Below are 21,679 nucleotides of genomic sequence, written 5' to 3'. Positions count from 1 at the left end.
CCGGGCGATCAGCTGCGGATCGAACGTCGCTTGCCGGTCGCGCGGGATCGAAAGCTCGATCCGGCCGGTCTCGGTGGTGACCGTCTTGCGGCCATAGCCGTTGCGCGTGTTGCCGGCGTCCTCGCCCGCCAGATGGTGGTCCATCTCGGCATTGAGCGCCCGCTCGGCCAGGGCCTTCTTCAGCTCGTCCAGCAGGCCATCGGCCTCGAAGGCCGTCTTCGGATCGGCCCCGGCCAGGAGCTGGTCCAGGATCGCGTCAGGGATACGGGGTGCTTTGCGTCGTGCCATCGGGAACCTCCTTCGGGTCCACTATGGCCGCCCCCACACGAAATTCCTGACAGTCCCAGGACTGATCGGCCCGCGCGAGCTCGACCTCGGCCAGGACCATCCCGGCCAGCGAACCCTGGAAGACGTCGACCTCCCAGGTCAGCCCGTCGTGCGGCACGCAGTAGCGGATCTTTTCGATCACGTTGCCGGTGCACACCTGATCGACCATGGCGGCGCCGTCGGCATGCGGGATCTCGTACTCGAACTCCGCGCGGGCGATGCCTTCGCGGGCGCCCTTGACCGTTAGCCAGGCACGCTCGCCGTCGAGCCGCACCCGGACCTTCCCGCGCGCGAAATGACCGACCAAGCCGTCCTTCAGGTGCCGAATGGATGTGGCCGCGTCGCGCCAGCCCGCGCCTGCCACGAGGAACTTCCGCTCGATCTCTAACCGCATCCACGCGTCCATTGCTTCGGCCGGACGCCTCGTAGCCCATCGGGGCCGCCGAGTCAGGCGTACTGGATCATCCGGTGCGGACGCACGGGAACGGGACTCGGCCTCGACGCAGATGTGCCGCTCACCGTTGCGGCAGAACGATCGTCAGCCTCTCGGATCGCCGTCGATCCGGCGACGTCGTGCCCGGGCGCGAACCGTGCCGTCGGCGTGACCGAGTCGATGATCGTGGGAGCGTGAAGAACAAGCGGCGGCGCCGCGAACGATGCGCCTGCAAAGGAACGCGAGCGTTCCTGCACAATATGTTCTCATCGCTGTCTAAATCGGTACCAATGCTGCAGTGCATTGTGAATTCATGACGGTAAAATTCCGGACGCGTCGTCTTCCCGCCGGAAAGCGTCGCAGGAAGGCAAGCCCGTGAGGGGCCCGCCGGTAGCTTTTCATTGTCATTGATAAAAGGCTCTCTCGGCTCAGGGCAACAAATGACGACTGGAAAGTGCAATAGATCGCAGAGTTCGTAACCACATGGGTCGTATTACCTTAGCGGGCGCGAGCTAGATCTTCGGCTGGAGCTGCGCGAGGGCCTCAGGACCCAGTGTCAGAACCACTGGCCGTTCCAGCGCTACGATGTCGGCGCGGTGAACGACCTGCTCTTGCCAGTCTTCGTCGCGGGGTTATACTACAAGACCTTCATGTGGCCCCGGAAATTCTGGGACGAGGTCTACGAGCCGTTCATCCGCGGCGCGGCCGGTCTCGGCAAGGCGCCGACCGAGGCCGATCCGGAGCGCTACGCCAACCGCCACTCCCACTGCGACGTCCTGATCGTCGGCGCCGGGCCGGCCGGCCTCGCGGCCGCGCTGGCGGCGGCGAGGACCGGCAAGCGGGTCATCCTCGCCGATGAGGGCGCGGAGCCCGGCGGCAGCCTTCTGCACGACGTGACCTCCGAGATCGACGGCCGCCCGGCCGCGGAGTGGCTGAAGACCGCCCTCGCCGACCTCGACGGGCGGGAGAACGTCATCCTGCTGCCGCGCACGACGAACTTCGGCTACTGCAACCACAACCACCTCGCGCTGGCCGAGCGGATCACCGACCACCTGCCCGCCGGGTCCGCGCAGACGCCGCGCGAGCGGCTCTGGCAGGTGCACTCCGGCGAGGTCGCGCTCGCCGGCGGCTCGCACGAGCGGCCGCTGGTCTTCGCCGACAACGACCGTCCGGGCATCCTGCTCGCCGAGAGCGTGCGGGTCTTCATCAACCGCTACGGCGTCCTGCCGGGACGGCGCGTCGTGTTCGCGACCGCCGGCGCCTCGGCCTACGTGGCGGCCCTCGACGCCAAGCGGGCCGGGGCCGACGTGACCGTGGTCGACCTGCGTCTCGAGGCCGATTGCGGGACCGAGCCGGCGCGGTCCCCGCTCGTCGGCGGCCAGTTTTCCCCCTCGACCGCCCGATCAACACCCTGTCGGGCGACGAGACTCGGTGGATCGCCCGCCTCGGTCCCGACGAGTGGCTGATCGACGCGCCCGAGACCGATGCCGACATCCTGGCCGCCGCCGTGAGCACCGACCTCGCCGGCCGGACGCACGCCCTCGTGGACGTGTCGCACCGCAATGTCGGGATCGACGTCCGCGGGGACGCGGCCGCGATCGCCCTCAACGCCGGCTGCCCCCTCGACCTCGGCGACGCCGCCTTCCCGGCGGGCAGCGCCACCCGCACGCTCCTCGGCAAGGCCGAGATCGTGCTGATCCGTCGCCCCGGCCCGGTCCCGACATACCGGGTTGAGTGCTGGCGGTCCTTCGCGACCTGCGTGTATGGCTTGCTGCAGGAAGCCGCCTTCGGGGCCGGCCCGCTGGAGAGAGCCGCCGCGCGATGATCAGCGCCTTCGATCTGTTCAAGATCGGGATCGGCCCGTCGAGTTCCCACACGATCGGGCCCATGGTGGCCGCGCGCCGCTTCCGCGACCGCGTCTCCGGCCGGGCCGGCGTCGCGCGGGTGTCCGCGGAGATCTTCGGCTCCCTCGCCTGGACCGGGCGCGGCCACGGCACCGACCTGGCGATCTTCCTCGGCCTGCTCGGCCACGAGCCCGCGACCGTCGATCCGGACGCCGTGACGGGCTACACGCGAACCCTGGCCGAGACCGGCGCCATCGGCCTGCCGGGCGTCGCCTTCGACACGACGAAGGACCTTGTCTTCAACTTCGCCGAGGTCCTGCCCCGCCACACCAACGGCATGCGCTTCCGCGCCCTGAACGCCGACGGCGCCGTGCTGGACGAGGTGGTCTGCTACTCGGTCGGCGGCGGCTTCGTCGAGGAGGAGGGGGCGGGGGAGACCGGCGGCCTCGGCGCCGTCGCGGTGCCCCACCCGTTCGAGAGCGGTGCCGACCTGCTGCGGATCTGCGCCGAGACCGGCCTCACCATCCCGCAGGTCCAGATGGCCAACGAGCGCGCCCTGCGCACCGAGGCGGAGATCGAGGCCGGGCTCGACGCCGTCCGCGACGCCATGCTGGCCTGCATCAGTCGTGGCCTGCGCATGGACGGCGAGCTGCCCGGCGGCCTCAGGGTCCGGCGGCGCGCGAAGCGCCTGCACGAGACCCTCGAGGCGAACCGCCTCACGAACAGCCGGCCGGCCCACGAGATCATGGACTGGATCAGCCTGTTCGCCCTGGCGGTGAACGAGGAGAACGCGTCCGGCGGCCGGATCGTCACGGCGCCGACCAACGGCGCGGCCGGGATCGTGCCGGCGGTGCTGCGCTACATCGTCGACTTCTATCCCGGCTGGAGCGAGGCGCGCGGCCGCGACTACCTCCTCGCCGCCGCGGCGATCGGCGGCCTGATCAAGCGCCGGGCCTCGATCTCGGGCGCCGAGGTCGGCTGCCAGGGCGAGGTCGGCTCCGCGGCCGCCATGGCGGCGGCCGGGCTCGCGTCCGTCCTCGGGGGCGACGCGCGGCAGGTCGCCAACGCCGCCGAGATCGCCATGGAGCACCATCTGGGCATGACCTGCGACCCGATCGGGGGGCTCGTCCAGATCCCCTGCATCGAGCGCAACGCCTTCGGTGCCAACAAGGCGGTGGCGGCCGCATCCCTCGCCCTCCACGGCGACGGGGTGCATTTCGTCAGCCTCGATCAGGTCATCGAGACGATGCGCCAGACCGGCCACGATATGCAGGCCAAGTACAAGGAAACCTCCCTCGGCGGCCTCGCGGTCAACGTGGCCGCCTGCTGAGCGCGACGTCCCGCGCGGCCTCGCAGGGGACCGTGTCAGGCCGCCTGCGACGCCCCCGGCAGCGCGAACGGCTCCGGCGCGTGACCCTCCGCGCGGAGCGCGGCCAGCAGGTCGTCGGGCGCGAGGTTGAGGGTGCGCGTGCTCACCGGGGATGGACGTTGATCCGCGCCTCCGCGAGCAGGCTGTCCTGGACGAAGATCCGCACGCTGCCCGGCGCGGCGTTGAGGGCGGCGAGCGGCGACACCGCGCCGCTCGCGACGCCGAGCTGCGCGCCGAGCGCCTCGGCACTGGCGAAGGACAGGCCGCCCCGCGCGCCGAGGACGGCCCGGAACGCCTTCAGGTCCACCTGGGCGTCGTGACGGAGCGTGACGAGGAAGTGCGTCTTCTTGCCGTCGCGCAGGAACAGGTTCTTGGTGTGCGCGCCGACGATGTCGCCGCAGGCCGCCATCATCGCCTCGACGGTCAGGACCGGCGCGTGCTCGTAGAGCTTGTAGGCGACCCCGAGCGCGCGCAGCCGGGCCAGGAGATCGTCGGAGTTCAAAGGCATCGGGTTCCTCATCGCGGTTCGGAGGCCGGCGGCGCGAGGACGCCGATCCGGCGCAGGTGAGCCAGGATCTCGCGCGCGGCCGCGTCGGGCTCGGGCCGCACGAGCAGGCGCCCGCCGACGGACGCCGCCTCGCCGGTCGCAGCCCTCAGCCGCTCCGCCGCCGAGCCGCCGGACGGCGCACCTTTCACGAGTTTCGGCCGGCGGCGATAGGGGCGTTCCTCGAAGACCGGGACGGGGGCGGCGGCCGCGGCCGGGTCGCCCGCGACGGTCTCGATCACGCCGCGCCGCGCCTGCCCGTAGGCGAAGGGGAGCGGCGCGGGCGCGTCGGGATGGATCGTGGCCAGGACCGGGCCGCGCAGGGTCACGCGGCGGCGCGCGCCGCGGCCGAGGGTCTGGTCGAGGGACAATGCGCCCGCGTCGCCGGCCGCGAGGGCGACGACGTCGGGGATCAGGAGGCCGTCGAGGGCCTCCGCGACCGCGTAGGGAACCATCCCGGTCTCGTCGCCCCCCTGGCCGCGCCGGCCCGCGAGGATCAGGCCGGGCGCCATCCCCGCGAGGCGGGCGGAGAGGGCCGGCACCGGATCTGCCCCCGCCGGCACGCGGACGTGGACGATCCGGGACAGGCCGTGGCCCAGCGCGTCCGCGACGGCGGCCGCGGCCGGCCCGGCATGGAGGCCCACGGCCTCGCCGAGGCCCGTCGCGAGACGGATCGCCTGGGCCTCCAGCCGCGGCAGGGCCGTCGCGCCCGAGACCGGATGCCGTCCCGCGGAGAGGAGCACGACGCTGGTCAGGGGCTGCCCACCGGGCACGCGGCTTCCTCGGCCAGGAGCCGCAGCAGGGCGGGCATGACCGGCTGCGCGTCCTGCACGATGGCGAGGCCCGCCCGCTCGATCATCGCCGCGTGCAGGTCGGTGTTGACTGCCACGACGTGCTCGCAGCCCGCGACACCCTGCAGGTGCTGCGGCGCGCCCGAGATACCGAGGGCGAGGTAGCAGGTCGCCGCCAGGATGGTGCTGGAGGCGCCGACCTGGGTTCGGCGCGGCATCTGCCCGAAATCGCACAGGACCCGGCTCGCGCCCGGGGTTGCGCGGAGCGCCGCGACGAGCTGCCGGAACGCGTCGAGGTCGGTCACCCCGTTCCCCGCGGCGGTGACGAACGCGGCGAGCGCGAGCGGCACCGTGGCCGGATCGGCCGGGACGTGCCGCACCGAGAGGACCGCCGTCCGGGCGGGCGCGAGCCCCGCCATCGCGACCGCCAGCGGCCGCGCTTCCCGGGGCGGGCCGGCATACTCGGCCACCGCGTCGGAGGCGACGGTGGCGAGGAGACCCGGCGCGGCCCTCTGCTCAACGCTGCGGCCGCGCGCCGGGCGGATCAGCCCGGAGGCGGAGACAACCTCGGCCTGGGTGAACAGCGGCGCGCCGAGCCGGACCGCGACCCTTCGGGCCAGGTCGCCGCCGTCGATGGATTCTGGGAACAGGACGTGCCGCGGATCGAGCGCCGTCAGGGCCGCGGCGATCTGGGCGGCCCGGCCGGCGGGATCGTAGGCGCTATCGTGGAAGGCCCGCACGGCGCCGTCGTCGTCCCGGACGATCGCCACCGAGGTCTTGCCGATGTCGACGACCATGACGTCGCCGGCCTCCGGCACGTCGGGCTCGACGCCGACGTAGATCCAGTGGCGGCCGAAGATGACCGCCATGTCGGCCTTGAAGACTTCGGGGCTCAGGTAGAACTCGGCCGGCAGGCTGTAGCCGCGACGGCGCTCGCACCAGAGACGCTGCAGAGGGGTCGGCGTCACGTCGAGCATGGGACCTCCGGAGCCATTCAGGCCCCGAAACTATCGTCGCCGGACCGGCCGCCCGCTGCCACGCCAGCGACACTCGCTTGGTCAACGGCGACGTGGCGTGGACCGGCCCGCGCCGGGGGCCGGGGCGCCGCTACTCGGCGGCCGACCGCGTGACGGTCTCCGCCCCGTCGTCCACGCCGAAGCGCGCGATGCTGTCCTCCAGCCGCAGCGCGGCGTTGATCAGGGCCATGTGGGAGAAGCCCTGCGGCGTGTTCCCGCGCTGTGCCCCGGTGGCCGGGTCGATCTCCTCGGCGAGCAGCCCGACATCGTTGCACCGGGCGATCAGGCGCTCGAATGCGGCCCTGGCCTCGCTGGTCCGCCCGTCGAGGGCGAGGCAGCCGACCCGCCAGAACGCGCAAGCCGTGAACGTGCCCTCGTCGCCCTCCAGCCCGTCCTCCATGCGGTAGCGGTAGATCAGGTCGCCGACGCCCAGTTCGCGCTCGACCGCCGCCAGGGTCTCGCGCATGCGCGTCTCCCGAGGGTCGAGAGCCCCGAACAGGGCGACGCGCAGGACCGCGGCGTCGAGGTGGTGCGAATCGTAGGCGCCGACATAGGCCCGCTTCTCGGCGTTCCAGCCCTTCTCCAGGTATTCCGACCGGATCTCGGCGGCGATCCGCTCCCACTCGGCGATCCTCGCCTCGGGCACGCCCGCGATGTTGCGGGCGATCCGGGCCGCGTCCCGCAGCGCGACCCAGATCATCGCCTTGGTGTGGACCTGCTGGCGCGGCCCGGTGCGCAGCTCCCAGATGCCGTTATCCGCGTCGTGGCGGTGGCGGATGGCCCGGGCGGTGAGGTTGTCCAGCACCTCCGGCAGCCGATCGTTGACCTTCTCGGGCGGGTCGTAATCGACCGCCTCGAGGAAGACGCACAGCGCCCGGATCAGCTCGCCGTAGATGTCGTGCTGGTCCTGGCACTCGGCGATGTTGCCGATCATCACCGGCCCCACGCCGTTCCAGCCGGCGAGGTGGCTCAAGGCCTCCTCCGGCGGCATGTCGCCGGCGATGCCGTACATGAGCCGCGTCTCCCGCCCGAAGGTGCCGTCGCGCTCGCGCAGGAAGCGCAGGAACTCGGACGCCTCGCGGACGTAGCCCAGCATCACGAAGGCGGTGACCGTGAAGGCGGCGTCCCGCATCCAGGTGAAGCGGTAATCGTAGTTGCGGTTGCCCGGGACCGCCTCGGGCAGGCCGGCCGTGGCCGCCGCGACGATCCCGCCCGAGGGTGAGTAGGTCAGCAGCTTCAGGCACAGGGCGGACCGCATCACCGCGTCCCGGTAGGCGCCGCGATAGGTGCTCCGGGCGCACCAGCGGCGCCAGTAATCGGCGGTCGACTCCAGCCGCCTTTGGGCGCCGGCGAAATCCTCGATGCAGGCCTCGTCCTGATCCTCGCCGTGGGTCAGGACGAGGTAGGCGGTCTCGCCCTCCGCGAGGTCGAAGCGGACCTCGGCCGCGTCGCCCGCGAGGGTCGGGCACGCGTGCGCGTTGACCCGCACGCGCCAGTCACCGGCCTCGAACAGGACCGACCCGCCCTCGACCAGCGGGGTGCAGGGGCGGCGGGCGTAGTCGAAGGTCGGGCGGATCCGGAACACGCCCGAGACCCGGCCCTGCTCGCAGGTCAGCAGCCGGATCAGGCGGCTCTCGCTCTCGCCGTCCGGCCCCTCGTCGGGCTCCGGGCTCGGCGGGTTGACGGGCATCAGGTCGACGAGGCGCGCCCGGCCGGTCTCCGTGGTGAAGGTCGTCTCCAGGATGTTGGTGTCGGGCAGGTAGCGGCGCGCGCTCCCGGTCGGGCCGTCGAGGGCGAGGCTGCACGATCCGCCCTTCTCGTCGTCGAGGAGCTTCACGAACAGCGCCGGCGAATCGTGGCGCGGCCAGCACAGCCAGTCGATGGAGCCGTCCCGGGCGATCAGCGCGCAGGAATGGGTGTCACCGATGAGGGCGTAATCGCTGATGGGCTTCGACACGGGGCTTCCGGATGGCGGCACCCGGTCCGCCGGGCAGGACAGAGTCCTGAGGTAGCCGGGCGGCGCCGGGCGGGGAGTCCCGATCGACGATTCGCCGCACGGCCGCGCGCGATCGCTCCCGGTCGGTCAGGCCCCGGGCCGCGGCAGCATGCGGTCGCTGATGATCCGCCGCTGGATCTCGCTCGTGCCCTCGAAGATCGTCGTCAGCCGCGCGTCGCGCCAGTAGCGCTCGACCCGGCGCTCGGTGGTGTAGCCGTTGCCGCCGTGGAGCTGCATCGCTTGGTTGGTGACCCGAACCGCCATCTCGGTGGCCAAGAGCTTCACCATCGCCGACTCGCTCTCGGCGGCCTCGCCCTGGTCGAGGAGGTGGGCGACCTGATGCCAGAAGGCCCGCGCCTGCGCGACCTCGGCGGCCATGTCGGCCAGCGCGAAGCGCAGCGCCTGGAAGTCGCCGATCGGGTGTCCGAACTGGACGCGCTCCTGCAGGTAGCTCTGGCAATCCTCGACCGCCGCGCGTGCGACGCCGACGGCCCGGGCCGCCGTGTGCACCCGGGCGATGTTGAGGCCGCGCTGGACGGCGGCGAACCCTCCGGAATCCGCGTCCGCCCCCTGGTCGCCGTAGAGCCCGGTGAGCCGGTCGCTCTCGGGCACGCACACGTCCTCCAGGCTCAGCTCGAAGGTCTGGAAGCCGTGATAGCCGATCTTGTCGATCACCCGGCCGGTCACGCCGGGCGGGAAGCTGTCGCGCTCCTTGAGCACGAGGAACGGCTCGAGGCCGGCCGAGCGCGACTCGCCCGGCTCCGGGTCGCGGGTCCGGGCCAGAACCTCGATGAAGTCGGCGCCCTTGGCGAATCCCGCCCAGCGCTTGGTCCCGGTGATCCGCCACCGGTCGCCGTCGCGCACCGCGCGGGTCTGCACGCCGGCGAGGTCGGACCCGGCATCGGGTTCCGACAGCGAGATCGAGCCGATCCACTGCCCCCGGGCCGAGCGCCGGATCAGCTCCGCCCGGCGCTCCGGGTCGAGGGTCTGGGTGCCGAGGCCCTGACCGCGGGCCAGGATGCTGCCCACCGAGAGCCAGGCCTGGGCCAACTCCTCCGAGACGAGGCAGTACTCGAACACGCCGAGCCCGAGGCCGCCGTGCTCCGCCGGGATCGTGATCCCGAACCAGCCCTTCTCGGCCATGGCGTCGATGAGCGACCGCGGCATCTCGGCCTTGTGACGGTCGAGCTCGTCGGCGAGCGGCAGGACGGTGTCGCGGGCGAAGGCCCGGGCCTCGTCCTGCAGCGCCGCCCGCGCCTCGGTGCGCCAGGGCGAGGCGAGTTCCGGCGGCTTCGGCGCGATCAGGTCCTTCCGATCCTCGGTTCCGGTCATCGTTCCCCCCTGTGATGTGACGCCGTGTGGCAACTCAGTTCAGGTCCGTGCGGGAAACACGCGCTTACAAAATGGTTCCGTGCCCCATCTTCGATTAATCGGCGGACGGGGTCATAATAGCTTGATGATGCAGGCCGAACCGCAGACCGACTCCTTCGCGATGAGCGCACCCGCAACACCCCACATCCTCGTCGTCGAGGACGATCGGGAGATCTCGGCGCTGATCGCGCGCTACCTGCGCGGCAACGATTGCCGCGTCACGCTGGCTGGCGACGGCGCCGACATGGACCGGGTCCTGGCGGAAGCGCGGATCGACCTCATCGTGCTCGACCTGATGCTTCCCGGCGAGGACGGGTTGAGCCTGTGCAGGCGCCTGCGCGGCACCTCGCAGATCCCGATCCTGATCCTGACCGCGAAATCCGAGGACGTGGACCGGATCCTCGGCCTCGAACTCGGCGCCGACGACTACCTCGCCAAGCCGTTCAACCCGCGGGAGCTGCTCGCCCGCATCCGCGCCATCCTGCGCCGGGTCGCCGCCGAGGCGCCGGACGCCGACGAGCGGCGGCGGCTGCACTTCTCAGGCTGGACCCTCGACGTCTCCCTGCGGCAGGTCCTGTCGCCAGAGGGTGCGCGGATCTCGATCACCGGCGCGGAGTTCGACCTCCTCCACGCCCTGTGCCTCCGGCCGGGGCGGGTGCTGTCGCGGGACCAGCTCCTCGACCTCACCCAGGGCCGGGCCGCGGGCCCGTTCGAGCGGAGCATCGACGTGCTGATCTCCCGGATCCGCCAGAAGATCGAGCGCGACACCCGCAACCCGGAATTCATCCGCACGATCCGCTCCGGGGGCTACCTGTTCACGCCGGAGGTCACGCGGTCATGAGCGGGCTGGAGCGGCTCCGCGCGCGGCTGCGTCCGAAGACCATCGCGGGCCAGATCGCGCTCCTCGTGGTCGCCGGCATCGCCGTGGCGCACGTGGTCGCCACCGCGGCGTTCCTGATGCTGCACGAGTCGCAGAATCCCGACACGCTGCCGGGCGTGGCCGCGAGCCGCCTCGGCGTTCTGGTGAGACTCATGGACGCCGCCGACCCGGCGGCGCGACCGGCGCTGCTGGCGAGCGGCCGCAGCCTGCCGCTGATCCAAGTCGAGCCCTGGGACGGGACGGTGCCGCCGGGGGCGAAGCCGGCCCCCGACCTGCCGGTGATCCGCAAGCTGCGCTACGGCGCCGGCCGGCCGGTGACGATCACCGATCTCGCCGCGGCCGACCCGGCGCGCGACAAGTCGGACGGCCGCCTCCATATCGGCATCGTCACGCCGGCGGGTGTGCGGGTCCAGGCGACGCTGCCGAACGATCCTCTGCGGGGACCCCGCCAGGGGGCGCTGATCTTCACCGTGGTGTTCCTGGCGCTGACGCTGGCGCTGCTCTGCGTCTGGGCCACGCGCGCCCTCACGGCGCCGCTGAAGCGGCTCGCCGGCGCGGCGGAAGCCTTCGGCGCCCGCGACGACCACGTGGCGCTGCCGGAGGCGGGGCCGCGCGAGGTGCTCGCCGTGTCCCGGGCGCTGGACCGGATGCGGTCGCGCGTCCGTCGCCTGATCGACGACCGGACGCAGATGCTGGCGGCGATCAGCCACGACCTGCGCACGCCGATCACCCGGCTGCGCCTGCGCGCCGAGTTCATCGAGGACGAGAACGCCCGGGCCTCGACCCTGCGCGACCTCGACCAGATGAACGGCCTCGTCGAGGCGGCGCTCTCCTTCGTGCGCGACGGCCAGATCCGCGACGCGAACAGCCACAGCCTCGTGGATCTCGCCTCGGTGGTGCAGACGGTCTGCGACGACTTCTCGGATTTCGGCGCCCCGGTCAGCGTCAGCCGCAGCCGGCACGTCCTGGTCCAGGGCCGGCCCGAGGAACTCCAGCGGGCGGTGACGAACCTCGTGGACAACGCCGTGAAGTACGGCGGCCGGGCCGACGTGCAGATGGAGGCCTCCGAGCGAGGCGTCCGGGTCTGCATCCTGGACAACGGCCCGGGGATCCCGGAGGCGGAGCGCGAGGCGATGCTCCAGCCCTTCGTGCGCGGCGACCGGGCGCGCAATCTCAACGAGGCCAGCGGCTTCGGCCTCGGCCTCTCGATCGTGCAGGCCATCGTCGAGGCCCATAACGGGCGCCTGCGGCTGGAGAACCGCCCCGAGGGCGGGCTCTGCGCGGCGATCGAGCTGCCCCTGGCCGCCCAGGCCTTCGCGGGGCGCGCGGCGCAGAAGCCCGCGCCGCTCCCGGCCGAGGCGGCCTGAGGCCGCCTCGAGTCCCGTCCGCTTCTACGCCGCCCGCACGTTGCGGAGGAACTGCGCCACCTCGGCGCGGAGCTGCTCCGAGCGCGTCGCCAGCGAGTCGGACGCCTGCGCGACCGAGTCCGCGGCCTCGCCGGCATCGCCAGCGACCCGCGCGACCTCGGCGATCTCCAGGGTCATCGTGCCGGTGCCGGCCGACGCCTGCCCCATGCTGCGCACGATGTCCTGCGTGGTGACGCCCTGCTGGTCCACCGCGGCGGCGATGCTGGTCGACACCTGGTTCATCGCCTCGATCTGGGCGGTGATGCCCTGGATCGCCCCGGCCGCGTCGCCCGTGACCGTCTGGATCGAGGCGACCTGACGGCTGATCTCCTCGGTGGCGCGGGTGGTCTGCGCGGCGAGTTCCTTGACCTCGGCGGCGACCACCGCGAAGCCGCGGCCCGCCTCGCCGGCGCGGGCGGCCTCGATCGTGGCGTTGAGCGCCAGCAGGTTCGTCTGCCCGGCGATGGTCGAGACCATGCCGACCACGTCGCCGATGCGCGTCGCGGCGGCGGCGAGGTCGGTCATGGTCTGCTCGGCCCGGCGGGCCTCGCCGACGGCGGTGGCGGACATGCCGGCGGCCTGCTCGACCTGCCGGCCGATCTCCTGGACGGTCGCGCCGAGTTCCTCGGCCGCGGCCGCCACGGTGTTGACGTTGTCGGAGGTCTGCTGCGCAGCCCCGGCGACGCTGGTCGAGCGCTCGGAGGTGCTGGAGACCGCGGCGCGCATCGTGTCCGAGGCGCCCTGAAGCTCCGTGACGGCGCCGGTCAGGCCCTCGACGATGCCGCCGACCGAGTGCTCGAAGCCGTCGGCCAGCTGCTTGAGCATGGCGCGCCGGCTCTGCTCCTCGCGCAGGCGCGCGGCCTCGGTGGTCTGGAGCTGCTGGGCGGCCTCCTCCAGCGACATGTCGCGGATCGTGACCACGGCGCGGGCGATGTCGCCGATCTCGTCCCGCCGCGCGCTGCCCGGCACGTCGGTCAGCGCCTGGCGATCGGCGAGGGCCTTGAGGGCGCGGGTGAGGGCACCGAGCGGCGCCACGATCGACCGGGCGAGCAGCAGGCCGAGCAGCGCCGTTCCGGCGAGCACGAACAGGCCGGTCAGGATCAGCGTGCGCGACAGGGCCTGGACCGCGTCGATCGCCTCGGCCTGGGTCTGCTCCGCCACCACCGTCCAGGGCGCGCCCAGGACGGTCACCGGCGAGGCGGCCGCCATGTGGGTGCCGTTCTCCGCCGCGAAGTCGACGGGACCGCCGGCCTTGACCCGGTCGGCGGCGAGGCCGATCCCGGCGAGGCCCGCGCCGGCACGCACGCCGGGGTTCAACGGCGGGTTGCTGCGCAGCAGGCCGTCCGCGCCGACCGCCAGGATCTGGCCCGTGTCGCCGAGACCGGTCCGCTTCGACAGCGTCTGGTCGAACAGGGCCGGCGTGACCCGCATGACGATGAAGCCGATCCGCTCGGCGGCCTGCGCGGTGCCCATGGCGACGTTGGCACGCTTGGTCATGGCGCGGCCGAGGAAGGCGGCCGGGACCCCGTCCACCGGGTAGGCGGCGAAATCCTCGTACAGGACCGCGCCCGGGTCGGCGGATTTCAGGCGTTCGACGAGGCGCGCGAGCGCCGTCCCCGCCAAGCCGTCCTCCGTGACCGCTTTGCCGAAATCGGCGCCCTTCGTCGTGGTGTAGTCGATCCGGCCGTTGTCATCGATGAACATCAGGTCGGCGTAGCCCGGCTGGGCGACGAGCTTGCGCGCCACCTCCTGAACCTTGACGTGCCGGCGGGCATACATCGACGACATGCCGCTGCCGTCGAGGGCGACCCGCGCCTCGGCGGTCTGCGGCGCGCGGAACGCCGCGATGACGCTCTCGGTGTCGGGCTTCGCCGGGTCGAGGTTCTCGAGCAGGTCGGGGAAGTTCGAGACGATCTGCGGGTGGGCCGCCACCGCCAGGAAGTCGGCCTGCGCCCGATCCGCCACCAGCTCGATCGCGTCCCGGCGCGCCGCCGCGGCGAGTTCGAGGCGCTCGTGGGCGGCGGTCATCAGACCCGCCCGCGCCGAGTACCAGCTGAATCCGCCCATGGCGGTGGCGCTCAGGAGCGCCAGGCCGACGGTCGTCGCGGGAAGGCGCGTGCTCAGCCGCGATAGCGAGATCATGATGCCCCTGTACTCTTTGGAAGATTGGTTTGACGTGAACCAATCGCCCAATCCTTATAAAAATCTCGTAAACACCGATACACCGCTCAAAACTTGAGCACACGCGGAACATACAACTTAAAGAACAGTCTAGGCACCATGATTCCAAGTTGTGAATGGTCGAGAGCCCGTTCCGGCAAGATTTCGCCGCGCGGGTCGTCACGGACGCCCGCGCGGCGTTGAGGGATGCGCGGCATCCGGCGAAGTTTCGGCCAGCCCGTTTCGGGCAGCCCGTCCTCCCGCGGCCGCCCCGGACACACCGTCACGGATCTTGCTGACCGATCCCGTCTCGCGGTCGGCGTCATCGGCCGGTTATGAGTCCGGGTGGTAGAGCGGCCGCGGAGAACGGTCGCTTCGTGACGGCGATGGAGGTGGGATGAGCGGCGAAGACCAGCCGGACCGGGCGCGCAGCATCGCGCTGATCGGGGCCCCGATCGAGGTCGGGACCAGCGAGGCCGGCGCCCTCATGGGCCCGGCGGCCCTGCGCACGGCCGGGCTGGTGCGGGCGCTCGCCGAACTCGGCCACGCGATCGCGGATCGCGGCGACGTCGCCCCGGACGGACCCGCCGGGACGCGCGGGCTGGACGGTGTCGCCGCCTGGACGCGGGCCCTGTCCCGCGCCGTGGAGGACGCCCTCGACGCGGGGGCGCTGCCGCTGACCGCCGGCGGCGATCACAGCCTGTCCCTGGGCTCCGTCGACGGGGTGATGCGGCACTGCGCGCGGCGCGGCCAGCCCGTCTTCGTCCTCTGGCTCGACGCCCACGCCGACTTCAACACGCCGGCGACCTCGCCCTCCGGCAACGTCCACGGCATGCCGCTCGCCGCCCTGTGCGGCGAGCCGGGCTTCCCGCCGCTCTTCGCCGAGCCGGCGCCGGCGCCCCTGCCGCCCGCCGACGTCCACCTGTTCGGCCTCCGGTCGATCGATGCCGGCGAGCGCGCCCTCGTGACGGCGCGCCGGGTCGGCGTCACCGACATGCGCACGATCGACGAGTTCGGCGTCGTGGCGCCCCTGCGGCAGGTGCTCGACCGCGTCGCCGCGCGGGGCGCGCATCTCCATGTCAGCCTCGACATCGACTTCCTCGATCCGTCGATCGCCCCGGCCGTGGGCACCACCGTTCCGGGCGGCGCCACCTTCCGGGAGGCCCATCTGATCATGGAGATGCTCCACGATTCCGGTCTGGTCCGCTCCCTCGACGTGGTGGAGCTCAACCCCTTCCTCGACGAGCGCGGCCGCAGCGCCCGGGTGCTGGTCGAGCTGGTGGCCAGCCTGTTCGGCCGGCGCATCCTCGACCGGCCGACCCTGCCGATCGAGGCCGTTCCGGCAGAGCCGGCCGGGCGCGCCTGATGCACGGCACTCTCGCGCCCTCATCCGCGCCCGAGATGACCGCGCCCGCGCGCCAGCGCTCGGACGGGCGCGTCCAGCTGCGTGTCGGACTGGCCCGTCCGGGCGGCGGGACGCGCATCCTGGATCTGGCAGAAGCCGGGCCGTCGCGGCTGCGCTTCCCCCGGGGCACCGGCGCGCCGGAGGCGGTCCTCGTCAACACGGCGGGCGGCGTCGCCTGCGGCGACACCTTCGCCATCGACCTCACGCTCGAACCGGGGGCCGAGCTGGTTCTGACCACGACGGCGGCCGAGAAGATCTATCGCTCTGACGGCCCCGTGAGCCGCATCGTCAACACGCTGAATCTGGGGGAGGGGGCCGGCCTCGCCTGGTTGCCGCAGGAGACGATCCTGTTCGATCGGGCCCGGGTGCGGCGGCGCTTCGTGGCCGATCTCGCCGAGGGGGCCGCGCTGCTCGCCGTGGAGGTCGTGGCGTTCGGCCGCGCCGCCCGGGGCGAGCGGATCGGCGACGGGCTGTTCGCGGATTCCTGGCGGATCCGCCGGGGCGGGCGCCTCGCCTACGCCGACGACCTCCTGCTGGAGGGGCCGATCAGCGACCACCTCGCTCGCCCGGCCATCGGCGGCGGCGCCCGCGCCTGCGCGACGATCCTCGACCTCTCCGCCGGGGCGGAGGCGCGCCTCGAGGAGGCGCGGACCCGGCTGGCCGAGGCCGCGTCGCCCGGGACGACGGCGGCGGCGAGCGCCTGGAACGGCCATCTGGCGGTCCGCGCGCTGGGCGACGCGGTCGGGCCCCTGCGCGGGCTCGTCGCCCGCTTCCTCGCGGGCTACCGCGGCCTGCCGATGCCGCGGGTCTGGCAGAGCTGACGCGGTCCGCGCGATCCGGGCCTCGGGGCCGTTGCCTGCGACCGCCGACCTCTGCTAGAGACGCGCACCCGGAGCTGTCCGCCAAGCTCCGGACGGGACGGCAGCGCCGTTCGGGAAGGCCTCGTGGCGGAGTGGTTACGCAGAGGACTGCAAATCCTTGCACCCCGGTTCGATTCCGGGCGAGGCCTCCATCCTTCCCAGACAGATTGTGCCGGCCGTGACGGGCCGGTGCGCGCCCGTCAGGCGCCGTGGACCTCCACCATGAAGGTCTCGATCGCCCGCTGCAGGCTGTGGGTCCCGGCATTGACCCGGGCGGCGCTGCCGCGCACCTGCCCGGCCTGCGCCTCGTTGGACGCGGCCGCGGCCTGAACGCCCGCTACGCTCTCGGAGACCTGTCGGGCCTCCGCGGCCGCGCCGAAGATCGCCCGCGCGATCTCCTGGCTGGCCTGCCCCTGCTGGTCGGTGGCGTCCGCGACCTCGGAGGCGATCAGGCTCATCCGGGCGATGGTCTCGCCGATCGTGCCGATGGCGCCGACCGTGCGCCCGGCGGCCCCCTGGATCGCCCCGACCTGCCCGGTGATGCGGTCGGTGGCGAGCGCCGTCTGGCCGGCCAGCGCCTTCACCTCCGCGGCGACCACCGCGAATCCCCGCCCCGCGGCGCCCGCGCGGGCCGCCTCGATCGTGGCGTTGAGCGCGAGGAGGTTCGTCTGCTCGGCCACCTCGCGGATCAGAGTGACCACGGCGCCGATCTCCTCGGCCGCCTGCGAGAGGCTCATCACCGTCTCCTTGAGCCCCTGCGTGTCGGAGAGGGCCGAGGTGGCGATCGCGCTGGTGTGACGGACCCGCGCCTCGATCTCCCGCGCCGAGGCCGAGAGCTCCTCGGCCGCGCTGGCGATGCTGTCGACGAGGCCCGCGCTCTGCTGCGACGCTCCGGCGACGACGGCCGACTCGGCCGCCATCGCGCCCGCGTTGCCCGAGAGCGTGTCGGCCGCCGCCTGCATCGCCTCGGCCGAGTCGGCGAGATCGGTGACGGCGCGGTGCGTCTCGGCCTCGAAGGTGCGCGTGGCCGCGGCCAGGGCCTCCGCCCGGCTGCGGTCGCGGTCGCGCCGCGCCTGCGCCTCGGCGTCGAGGTCGCGCTTCTCGATCATCGCCGTCTGGAACGCCGCGATGGCGGCGGCCATCTCGCCGATCTCGTCGCGGCGGTGCGTGAACGGGATCGCGCGGCCGAGATTGTTGGCGGCGAGCGCCGTCATCCCCTCCTTGAGCCGATGCAGCGGCCGCCGCACCTGGCTCACGATGATCCAGATCGCCGCGAGGAGGCCGAACGCCAGCGCCGCGGCCGGCACGGCCACCAGGGTGATCCGCGCCCGACGGCGGTCGGCCGCGTCCGCGGCGCGACGGGCGTTCAGGCGGTTCAGCACCTCCCGTCCGAGAATGCCGATCTCGGCCACCATGCGCTCGCGGTTCTTCACGGTCGCCTCGTCGGTCGCCTGGATCAGCGCGGCCCTGGGCGAGACCGTGAGGCCGAGTTCGGCCGTATCGGTCTGGTAGGCGACGAATTCCTTGACGAAGAGGTCGAACCGCCGCCGACGGTCGGCGGGGAGTTGATCCTCCATGGCCTCGAGGAAGGGCACCCGCACCTGCTCCACGGTGGCGAGGGCGTCGTGGAGCGCCGACAACCGTGTGCGCGCCTCCGTCGTGTCTTCCGCGGTGTAGAGGGCCGTGGCCTGCACGACCGCGTGCTCGATCGCCTGCCCCAGGGCGCCCGCCTGAAGGCCGGCGTTCCAGATCCGGTCGGTGGCGGCCGCCCGCTCCTGCTCCCAGTTCGATTGTCGAACCGCGAAGGCAGCGATGCCGATCGCCACCAGGGCCAGCAGCCCGATAACCGCGGAGAGCTTCAGGCCGAGTGAGATGCGCATGGCGACGAGCCGCTTCTGGCCGGAGATTCGTGTGACCGCAGCTATATCGAAGCAAATCTTTTTGAACAGGTAAATATAGCCGGCAAAAACATTTATCTTATACTCCGAAGCTCCGAGATTTTTGCCATCGCGCAGCCCGGCTCAACCTCAGCATCCAGGGGCTCATCGGAGGAAGAATTCGTGGATCTCGGCCGGTGCCGGATTGTCAGTTCAGTCTCGCGAGCGCTGTCGGCAGATGCGCCGGCAGGCAGGAGGACTGTTTCGCCCGGACGAAGCTGGATCGCCGCGCGCCCGACCGCGCGGGACACGGGTCGGCGATCACGGCAGGCGGATCTCGGTCCGACCTGGGATGCACGGCTCCGGAAGCGGTAGGGCGGCCACGATCTCGCGACGGAGATCGTCGCGCTGGGCCTCCACGAGGTCGGGGAGGATATCGGCCTCGTGCTCGTCCAGGGCCGCGATCAGGCGGAGATGGTCGGCGCTCCACTCGAAGGCGACGCGCACCTCGCGTTCGGCGTAGGGGTCCTGTGGGTCGAGGCAGCGATGGGTCGGCATAGCGGCAGGGTCGTCACACCGGCGCGCCGGCAGGCGGTCCCCGTAGGAGCGGGAGACGACAGACGGATGACTTCCACCGGCCGCGGACCGGCAGAGCCGGCGACGGGCCTCGGCGACGATGTTGCCGATCAGTCACATTCCGGGCCTCCCGACCTCCGCGGGAGTCGCCACGCGCTGTGTCGGGGGGTGCAGCGCGTCGGTTTGGACGCGGATCGTGCATCGAGGCCCTTGCGTCCCGCCATCCCGGTGTGTAGAGACCCCCTCGTGATCCCCGATAGCTCAGTTGGTAGAGCAGGCGACTGTTAATCGCCTTGTCGCAGGTTCGAGTCCTGCTCGGGGAGCCATCCACTTACCAACATCTTGATCGAACTGAGTTTTCGGATCTCTCACCCGTCCCGGGTTCTGAGGTTCGGGAACAGCGTTGCCGTTCCGGCATCCGTCAATACGTGCGACGTGCCGTGTTCGACTGGCGCGATGCGGGCGTGCCGGCGCCTCTGCCGACCGGTGCCGTCGCAGATCGATCCTCCACACCCCCCGCGGGATCCGGCGCGCGGTGGCGCCGACGGATGGCGGGATGTTTCGCGCGCCCTCGAACGTCTACGTCGTGCGCCCGTGCCGCCCGCCCCGTTGTGGCGCGGCGCGCTGAGCCACGACGACAGGCACGGCGGTGATCCCGATGTCGGGCGGCATGCTCGGTTCCCTGGCCCTGGCGGCCGTCTTCACGCTGGGGTGCTTCGGCATCCACAGCGCGCGCCGGCATCCGGACGCGGTGACCATCGGTCTGTTCCTCCTGCTCGGCCTGCTCGCGTCCCTGTATGTCGGCCAGCACGTCGGACCGGACGCGCACCATCCCACGTGGCAGCACGAGGCCCTGTATCGCGAGAGCGCGCCGACGTCGCATCCGACGATGTGACGGATGCGGCATGGCGCTGTCGGAGCGCGCGGCGACATCGACTGTGATCGATCGCGACGACTGTCGCGTGTGGCCGATGGCCTCGCGGTGACCTAGTTCCCGGAGCCCTCCTGCGAGAGACCGGCCATGGCTTTCCCCGATGCGAACGAACCCAGCGCCCCGTCGATCAGCGCCCTCGAGCTGGTCAATACCCTGATCGAGCGCAAGGAGAGCGGCGAGCCGGTCGACGCCGACATCCTGTCCTTCCTGACCGACATGGAACGGCTCGGGCTCACCGACACCGATGCCTACGCGACGCTCGACGCGTATCGGCCTGGGCCCGCACGGGGTGCGACCGGCGGGGATGACGCGAGCGAGGCGGACGCCTAGCGCCGGCGATCCGCCGCGCCGTCCTGGCCGGTCGTGACGATGGCACCTTCATCCCCGCCGACGCCGCGGCGGGGATGGTCCGAGCCGGATGCGGCCGTCGTCAGGACGGTCGCGGCTCACCGGCAGCGGTGGCGACGTCCATCCCGGCCGAGATAGGTTCCGCTCTGCGGGTCGTAGGATCGGAACCGGCGCGCGCAGTAGCGGTCGTCGTCCGCGACGCGGTAGGTTTCGGTGTCGGCGTAGCCGTACGTGACGGGCGCGTAACCGCCGTAGTACCCGGTGTCGTAGCCGTATCCCGGATAACCGTAGCCGCCGTACAGACCGCCCACGGCGACGCCGAGGCCGAGCCCGTATCCGCCCCGTCCGTATCCGTATCCATAGGGGCGGCCGTAGTAGCCGCGGTTGTAGCCGTAATGGCGATGATGACCGTAGCCCCGGTGGGCGCCGAGCCCGTGCCCGAACCCGGGATTGGCGAATCCGCCGCCGACAGCCGGTCGGCCGAAATTGTGGTTGCCGAAGCCGTTATTGGCGAAGCTACCCCCTCCGGCACCGGCAGCCGGCCCGAAGGCGTGATTGCCGAAGCCCCGGTTGGCGAAGCCGCCGCCCGCGGCGCCAGCCCCGACACCGGGACTGCTGAAGCCGCCGCCGCCGACGGCCGCGGCTCCGAAATTGTGGTTGCCGAAGCCGTGGTTGGCGAAGCTGCCCGCCTGCGCCTGGGCTCCGGTCGGCGCCCCGAGAAGAGCGCCGGCAAGGATTGCCGACGCGATCGCTGTGACTGTCGTGTTCATGGTCGCCACTCAGGCTGTGTTGCGTCTACTCTGATCAACGTCGCGCCCGAGACGGCCAATCCCGCTTCCTTTTGTCCCGCCACAGATCGGAGAGCGGCGCGCCGCCCTGCTCGTGAGCCGGAGACCTACGAGTGTTGCTGGGCCTTGAGGCTGCTCTGCGCCCCGGACTCGTCCGTCTTCGGGTTCGCGAGGCCGCTCGTGTTGCCGTCGGTGTCGGCGTCCGTCTCGGCAACCACCTGCCGGTTGCCGGCGTGGTCCTGGTACTGCTCGGTCTGGACGTTCTTGCTGTCCAGCCCGCGCTCGTCGCTGTGCCGCGACTTGTCGCGGTTGCTGAGCACCATGTTCTCCGGCAGCACGCCTTCGGGCAAGTCCGACATGGCCCCGGATCCGGTTCCCTTGCCCTGAGCGCCGGGACCGACTTTGTGCCGACTGGCATTCGCCATGATCTCTCTCCGATGCGGATCAACACGTCTCGGGCACGGCGGCTCGCGGTGCCCGCGCGGATCGGGCGGTCAGCGATCCTGCTGGTAGCCCTGGTTGGTGGTGTTCACCTTGGAGTTTCCGGCCTGGCCCACCTTGTCCGGATCCTTGGTCTGGGATCCGGCGCGCCCTTGCGTGAGCGGCGCTTCGGTGGCGCTGCCGGGGCCCTTGTCGGACCGGTTGGCCGGCGGAACGGGCGGTGGCTTGGTCGTCATGTGCACCTCGTGGTGACCAGTAAGGAGCCAACCCGACAGGGTACTCATCGTTCCGGGCGCAGTTGTTCCGGCCACGC

At 72.0% G+C, this 21,679-nt stretch carries 20 protein-coding genes, 2 tRNA genes and 2 pseudogenes; 11 read left to right on the top strand and 13 right to left on the bottom strand.

Features of this window, described 5'->3' with window-relative positions; translation table 11 throughout:
* Positions 1 to 288 (bottom strand): transposase (locus tag C4T42_RS28895; RefSeq protein WP_181049240.1); only part of this gene is annotated, 288 nt, incomplete at its 3' end.
* A complete protein-coding gene (locus tag C4T42_RS28890; RefSeq protein ID WP_244603306.1) occupies positions 257 to 721 on the bottom strand; it encodes a CYTH domain-containing protein in 465 nt (154 codons plus the stop codon). The genes C4T42_RS28890 and C4T42_RS28895, both read right to left, overlap by 32 nt.
* Before the next feature lie 563 nt (positions 722 to 1,284).
* On the opposite strand from C4T42_RS28890, the pseudogene C4T42_RS28885 reads away from it, so the two are divergent.
* The 3 genes and pseudogenes from C4T42_RS28885 to C4T42_RS28875 form a co-directional block, all read left to right on the top strand.
* Positions 1,285 to 2,121, top strand: a pseudogene (locus C4T42_RS28885) (FAD-dependent oxidoreductase); the annotation flags it as partial.
* Positions 2,100 to 2,585: a sarcosine oxidase subunit gamma family protein gene (locus C4T42_RS28880; RefSeq protein ID WP_234082725.1), complete on the top strand. Its 486-nt coding sequence runs from the start codon at positions 2,100 to 2,102 to the stop codon at positions 2,583 to 2,585. The pseudogene C4T42_RS28885 and the gene C4T42_RS28880, both read left to right, overlap by 22 nt.
* Entirely contained in the window at positions 2,582 to 3,934 is a 1,353-nt protein-coding gene (locus tag C4T42_RS28875) for an L-serine ammonia-lyase (RefSeq protein WP_020092146.1), read from the top strand. The genes C4T42_RS28880 and C4T42_RS28875 overlap by 4 nt, the downstream gene beginning before the upstream one ends.
* 35 nt (positions 3,935 to 3,969) lie before the next feature.
* Here the strand turns inward: C4T42_RS28875 and C4T42_RS28870 are convergent.
* From C4T42_RS28870 to C4T42_RS28845, 5 genes and pseudogenes are all read right to left on the bottom strand, one after another.
* Positions 3,970 to 4,481 (bottom strand): annotated as a pseudogene (locus C4T42_RS28870) (prolyl-tRNA synthetase associated domain-containing protein).
* Between the two features lie 8 nt (positions 4,482 to 4,489).
* The gene (locus C4T42_RS28865; protein ID WP_042671677.1) at positions 4,490 to 5,272 is read right to left on the bottom strand and encodes an electron transfer flavoprotein subunit beta; all 783 of its coding nucleotides are present in this window, start codon (positions 5,270 to 5,272) and stop codon (positions 4,490 to 4,492) included.
* Complete coding sequence (locus C4T42_RS28860; protein WP_081636455.1) at positions 5,269 to 6,285, bottom strand: FAD-binding protein; 1,017 nt, start codon at positions 6,283 to 6,285, stop codon at positions 5,269 to 5,271. Before C4T42_RS28860 ends, C4T42_RS28865 begins: the two co-directional genes overlap by 4 nt.
* A 130-nt stretch (positions 6,286 to 6,415) precedes the next feature.
* Positions 6,416 to 8,281, bottom strand: coding sequence for a glycoside hydrolase family 15 protein (locus C4T42_RS28850; protein ID WP_103986340.1), 1,866 nt, complete (start codon positions 8,279 to 8,281; stop codon positions 6,416 to 6,418).
* Between the two features lie 126 nt (positions 8,282 to 8,407).
* Positions 8,408 to 9,652 carry an acyl-CoA dehydrogenase family protein gene (locus C4T42_RS28845; RefSeq protein ID WP_103986339.1) on the bottom strand — a complete coding sequence of 415 codons (1,245 nt, stop codon included), beginning with the start codon at positions 9,650 to 9,652 and terminating at the stop codon, positions 8,408 to 8,410.
* A 124-nt stretch (positions 9,653 to 9,776) separates the two neighbouring features.
* Here C4T42_RS28845 and C4T42_RS28840 point away from each other — a divergent pair, with 124 nt between their 5' ends.
* Complete coding sequence (locus tag C4T42_RS28840; RefSeq protein ID WP_020092151.1) at positions 9,777 to 10,532, top strand: response regulator; 756 nt, start codon at positions 9,777 to 9,779, stop codon at positions 10,530 to 10,532.
* Positions 10,529 to 11,938 (top strand): ATP-binding protein, encoded by a 1,410-nt coding sequence (locus tag C4T42_RS28835; protein ID WP_020092152.1) that lies wholly within the window; start codon positions 10,529 to 10,531, stop codon positions 11,936 to 11,938. Before C4T42_RS28840 ends, C4T42_RS28835 begins: the two co-directional genes overlap by 4 nt.
* Before the next feature lie 24 nt (positions 11,939 to 11,962).
* On the opposite strand, the gene C4T42_RS28830 is transcribed toward C4T42_RS28835, so the two are convergent.
* On the bottom strand, positions 11,963 to 14,119 hold the full coding sequence (locus C4T42_RS28830) for a methyl-accepting chemotaxis protein (protein WP_020092153.1): 2,157 nt from the start codon (positions 14,117 to 14,119) through the stop codon (positions 11,963 to 11,965).
* Between the two features lie 415 nt (positions 14,120 to 14,534).
* Here C4T42_RS28830 and rocF point away from each other — a divergent pair, with 415 nt between their 5' ends.
* From rocF to C4T42_RS28815, 3 genes are all read left to right on the top strand, one after another.
* The gene (gene rocF / locus C4T42_RS28825) at positions 14,535 to 15,503 is read left to right on the top strand and encodes an arginase (RefSeq protein WP_020092154.1); all 969 of its coding nucleotides are present in this window, start codon (positions 14,535 to 14,537) and stop codon (positions 15,501 to 15,503) included.
* A complete protein-coding gene (locus C4T42_RS28820) occupies positions 15,503 to 16,363 on the top strand; it encodes an urease accessory protein UreD (protein WP_042671671.1) in 861 nt (286 codons plus the stop codon). Before rocF ends, C4T42_RS28820 begins: the two co-directional genes overlap by 1 nt.
* A gap of 117 nt (positions 16,364 to 16,480) precedes the next feature.
* Positions 16,481 to 16,554 (top strand) — tRNA-Cys (locus C4T42_RS28815).
* A 48-nt stretch (positions 16,555 to 16,602) separates the two neighbouring features.
* Here C4T42_RS28815 and C4T42_RS28810 read toward each other — a convergent pair.
* A complete protein-coding gene (locus tag C4T42_RS28810) occupies positions 16,603 to 18,282 on the bottom strand; it encodes a HAMP domain-containing methyl-accepting chemotaxis protein (RefSeq protein ID WP_020092156.1) in 1,680 nt (559 codons plus the stop codon).
* Between the two features lie 318 nt (positions 18,283 to 18,600).
* On the bottom strand, positions 18,601 to 18,837 hold the full coding sequence (locus C4T42_RS28805) for a hypothetical protein (protein ID WP_020092157.1): 237 nt from the start codon (positions 18,835 to 18,837) through the stop codon (positions 18,601 to 18,603).
* A gap of 268 nt (positions 18,838 to 19,105) precedes the next feature.
* Between C4T42_RS28805 and C4T42_RS28800 the strand changes: the two genes are divergently transcribed.
* The 3 genes from C4T42_RS28800 to C4T42_RS28790 all read left to right on the top strand — a co-directional run bounded on the left by C4T42_RS28800 (position 19,106) and on the right by C4T42_RS28790 (position 20,119).
* Positions 19,106 to 19,181: transfer RNA gene (locus tag C4T42_RS28800), tRNA-Asn, on the top strand.
* 344 nt (positions 19,182 to 19,525) lie between these two features.
* Positions 19,526 to 19,750, top strand: a complete 225-nt coding sequence (locus C4T42_RS28795; RefSeq protein ID WP_234082735.1) for a hypothetical protein — start codon at positions 19,526 to 19,528, stop codon at positions 19,748 to 19,750.
* A gap of 126 nt (positions 19,751 to 19,876) precedes the next feature.
* Positions 19,877 to 20,119, top strand: a complete 243-nt coding sequence (locus tag C4T42_RS28790) for a hypothetical protein (protein WP_020092159.1) — start codon at positions 19,877 to 19,879, stop codon at positions 20,117 to 20,119.
* Between the two features lie 116 nt (positions 20,120 to 20,235).
* Here the strand turns inward: C4T42_RS28790 and C4T42_RS28785 are convergent, their stop codons facing one another.
* The 3 genes from C4T42_RS28785 to C4T42_RS28775 all read right to left on the bottom strand — a co-directional run bounded on the left by C4T42_RS28785 (position 20,236) and on the right by C4T42_RS28775 (position 21,602).
* The gene (locus tag C4T42_RS28785) at positions 20,236 to 20,907 is read right to left on the bottom strand and encodes a BA14K family protein (protein WP_020092160.1); all 672 of its coding nucleotides are present in this window, start codon (positions 20,905 to 20,907) and stop codon (positions 20,236 to 20,238) included.
* 125 nt (positions 20,908 to 21,032) lie between these two features.
* Complete coding sequence (locus tag C4T42_RS28780; protein WP_026604776.1) at positions 21,033 to 21,350, bottom strand: hypothetical protein; 318 nt, start codon at positions 21,348 to 21,350, stop codon at positions 21,033 to 21,035.
* Between the two features lie 69 nt (positions 21,351 to 21,419).
* Positions 21,420 to 21,602 (bottom strand): hypothetical protein, encoded by a 183-nt coding sequence (locus C4T42_RS28775; protein WP_012319429.1) that lies wholly within the window; start codon positions 21,600 to 21,602, stop codon positions 21,420 to 21,422.
* Positions 21,603 to 21,679 lie beyond the last annotated feature (77 nt).

Source organism: Methylobacterium sp. 190mf (assembly GCF_900107945.1).
Classification (GTDB): domain Bacteria; phylum Pseudomonadota; class Alphaproteobacteria; order Rhizobiales; family Beijerinckiaceae; genus Methylobacterium.
This window is presented reverse-complemented; position numbering and strand designations above follow the sequence as displayed.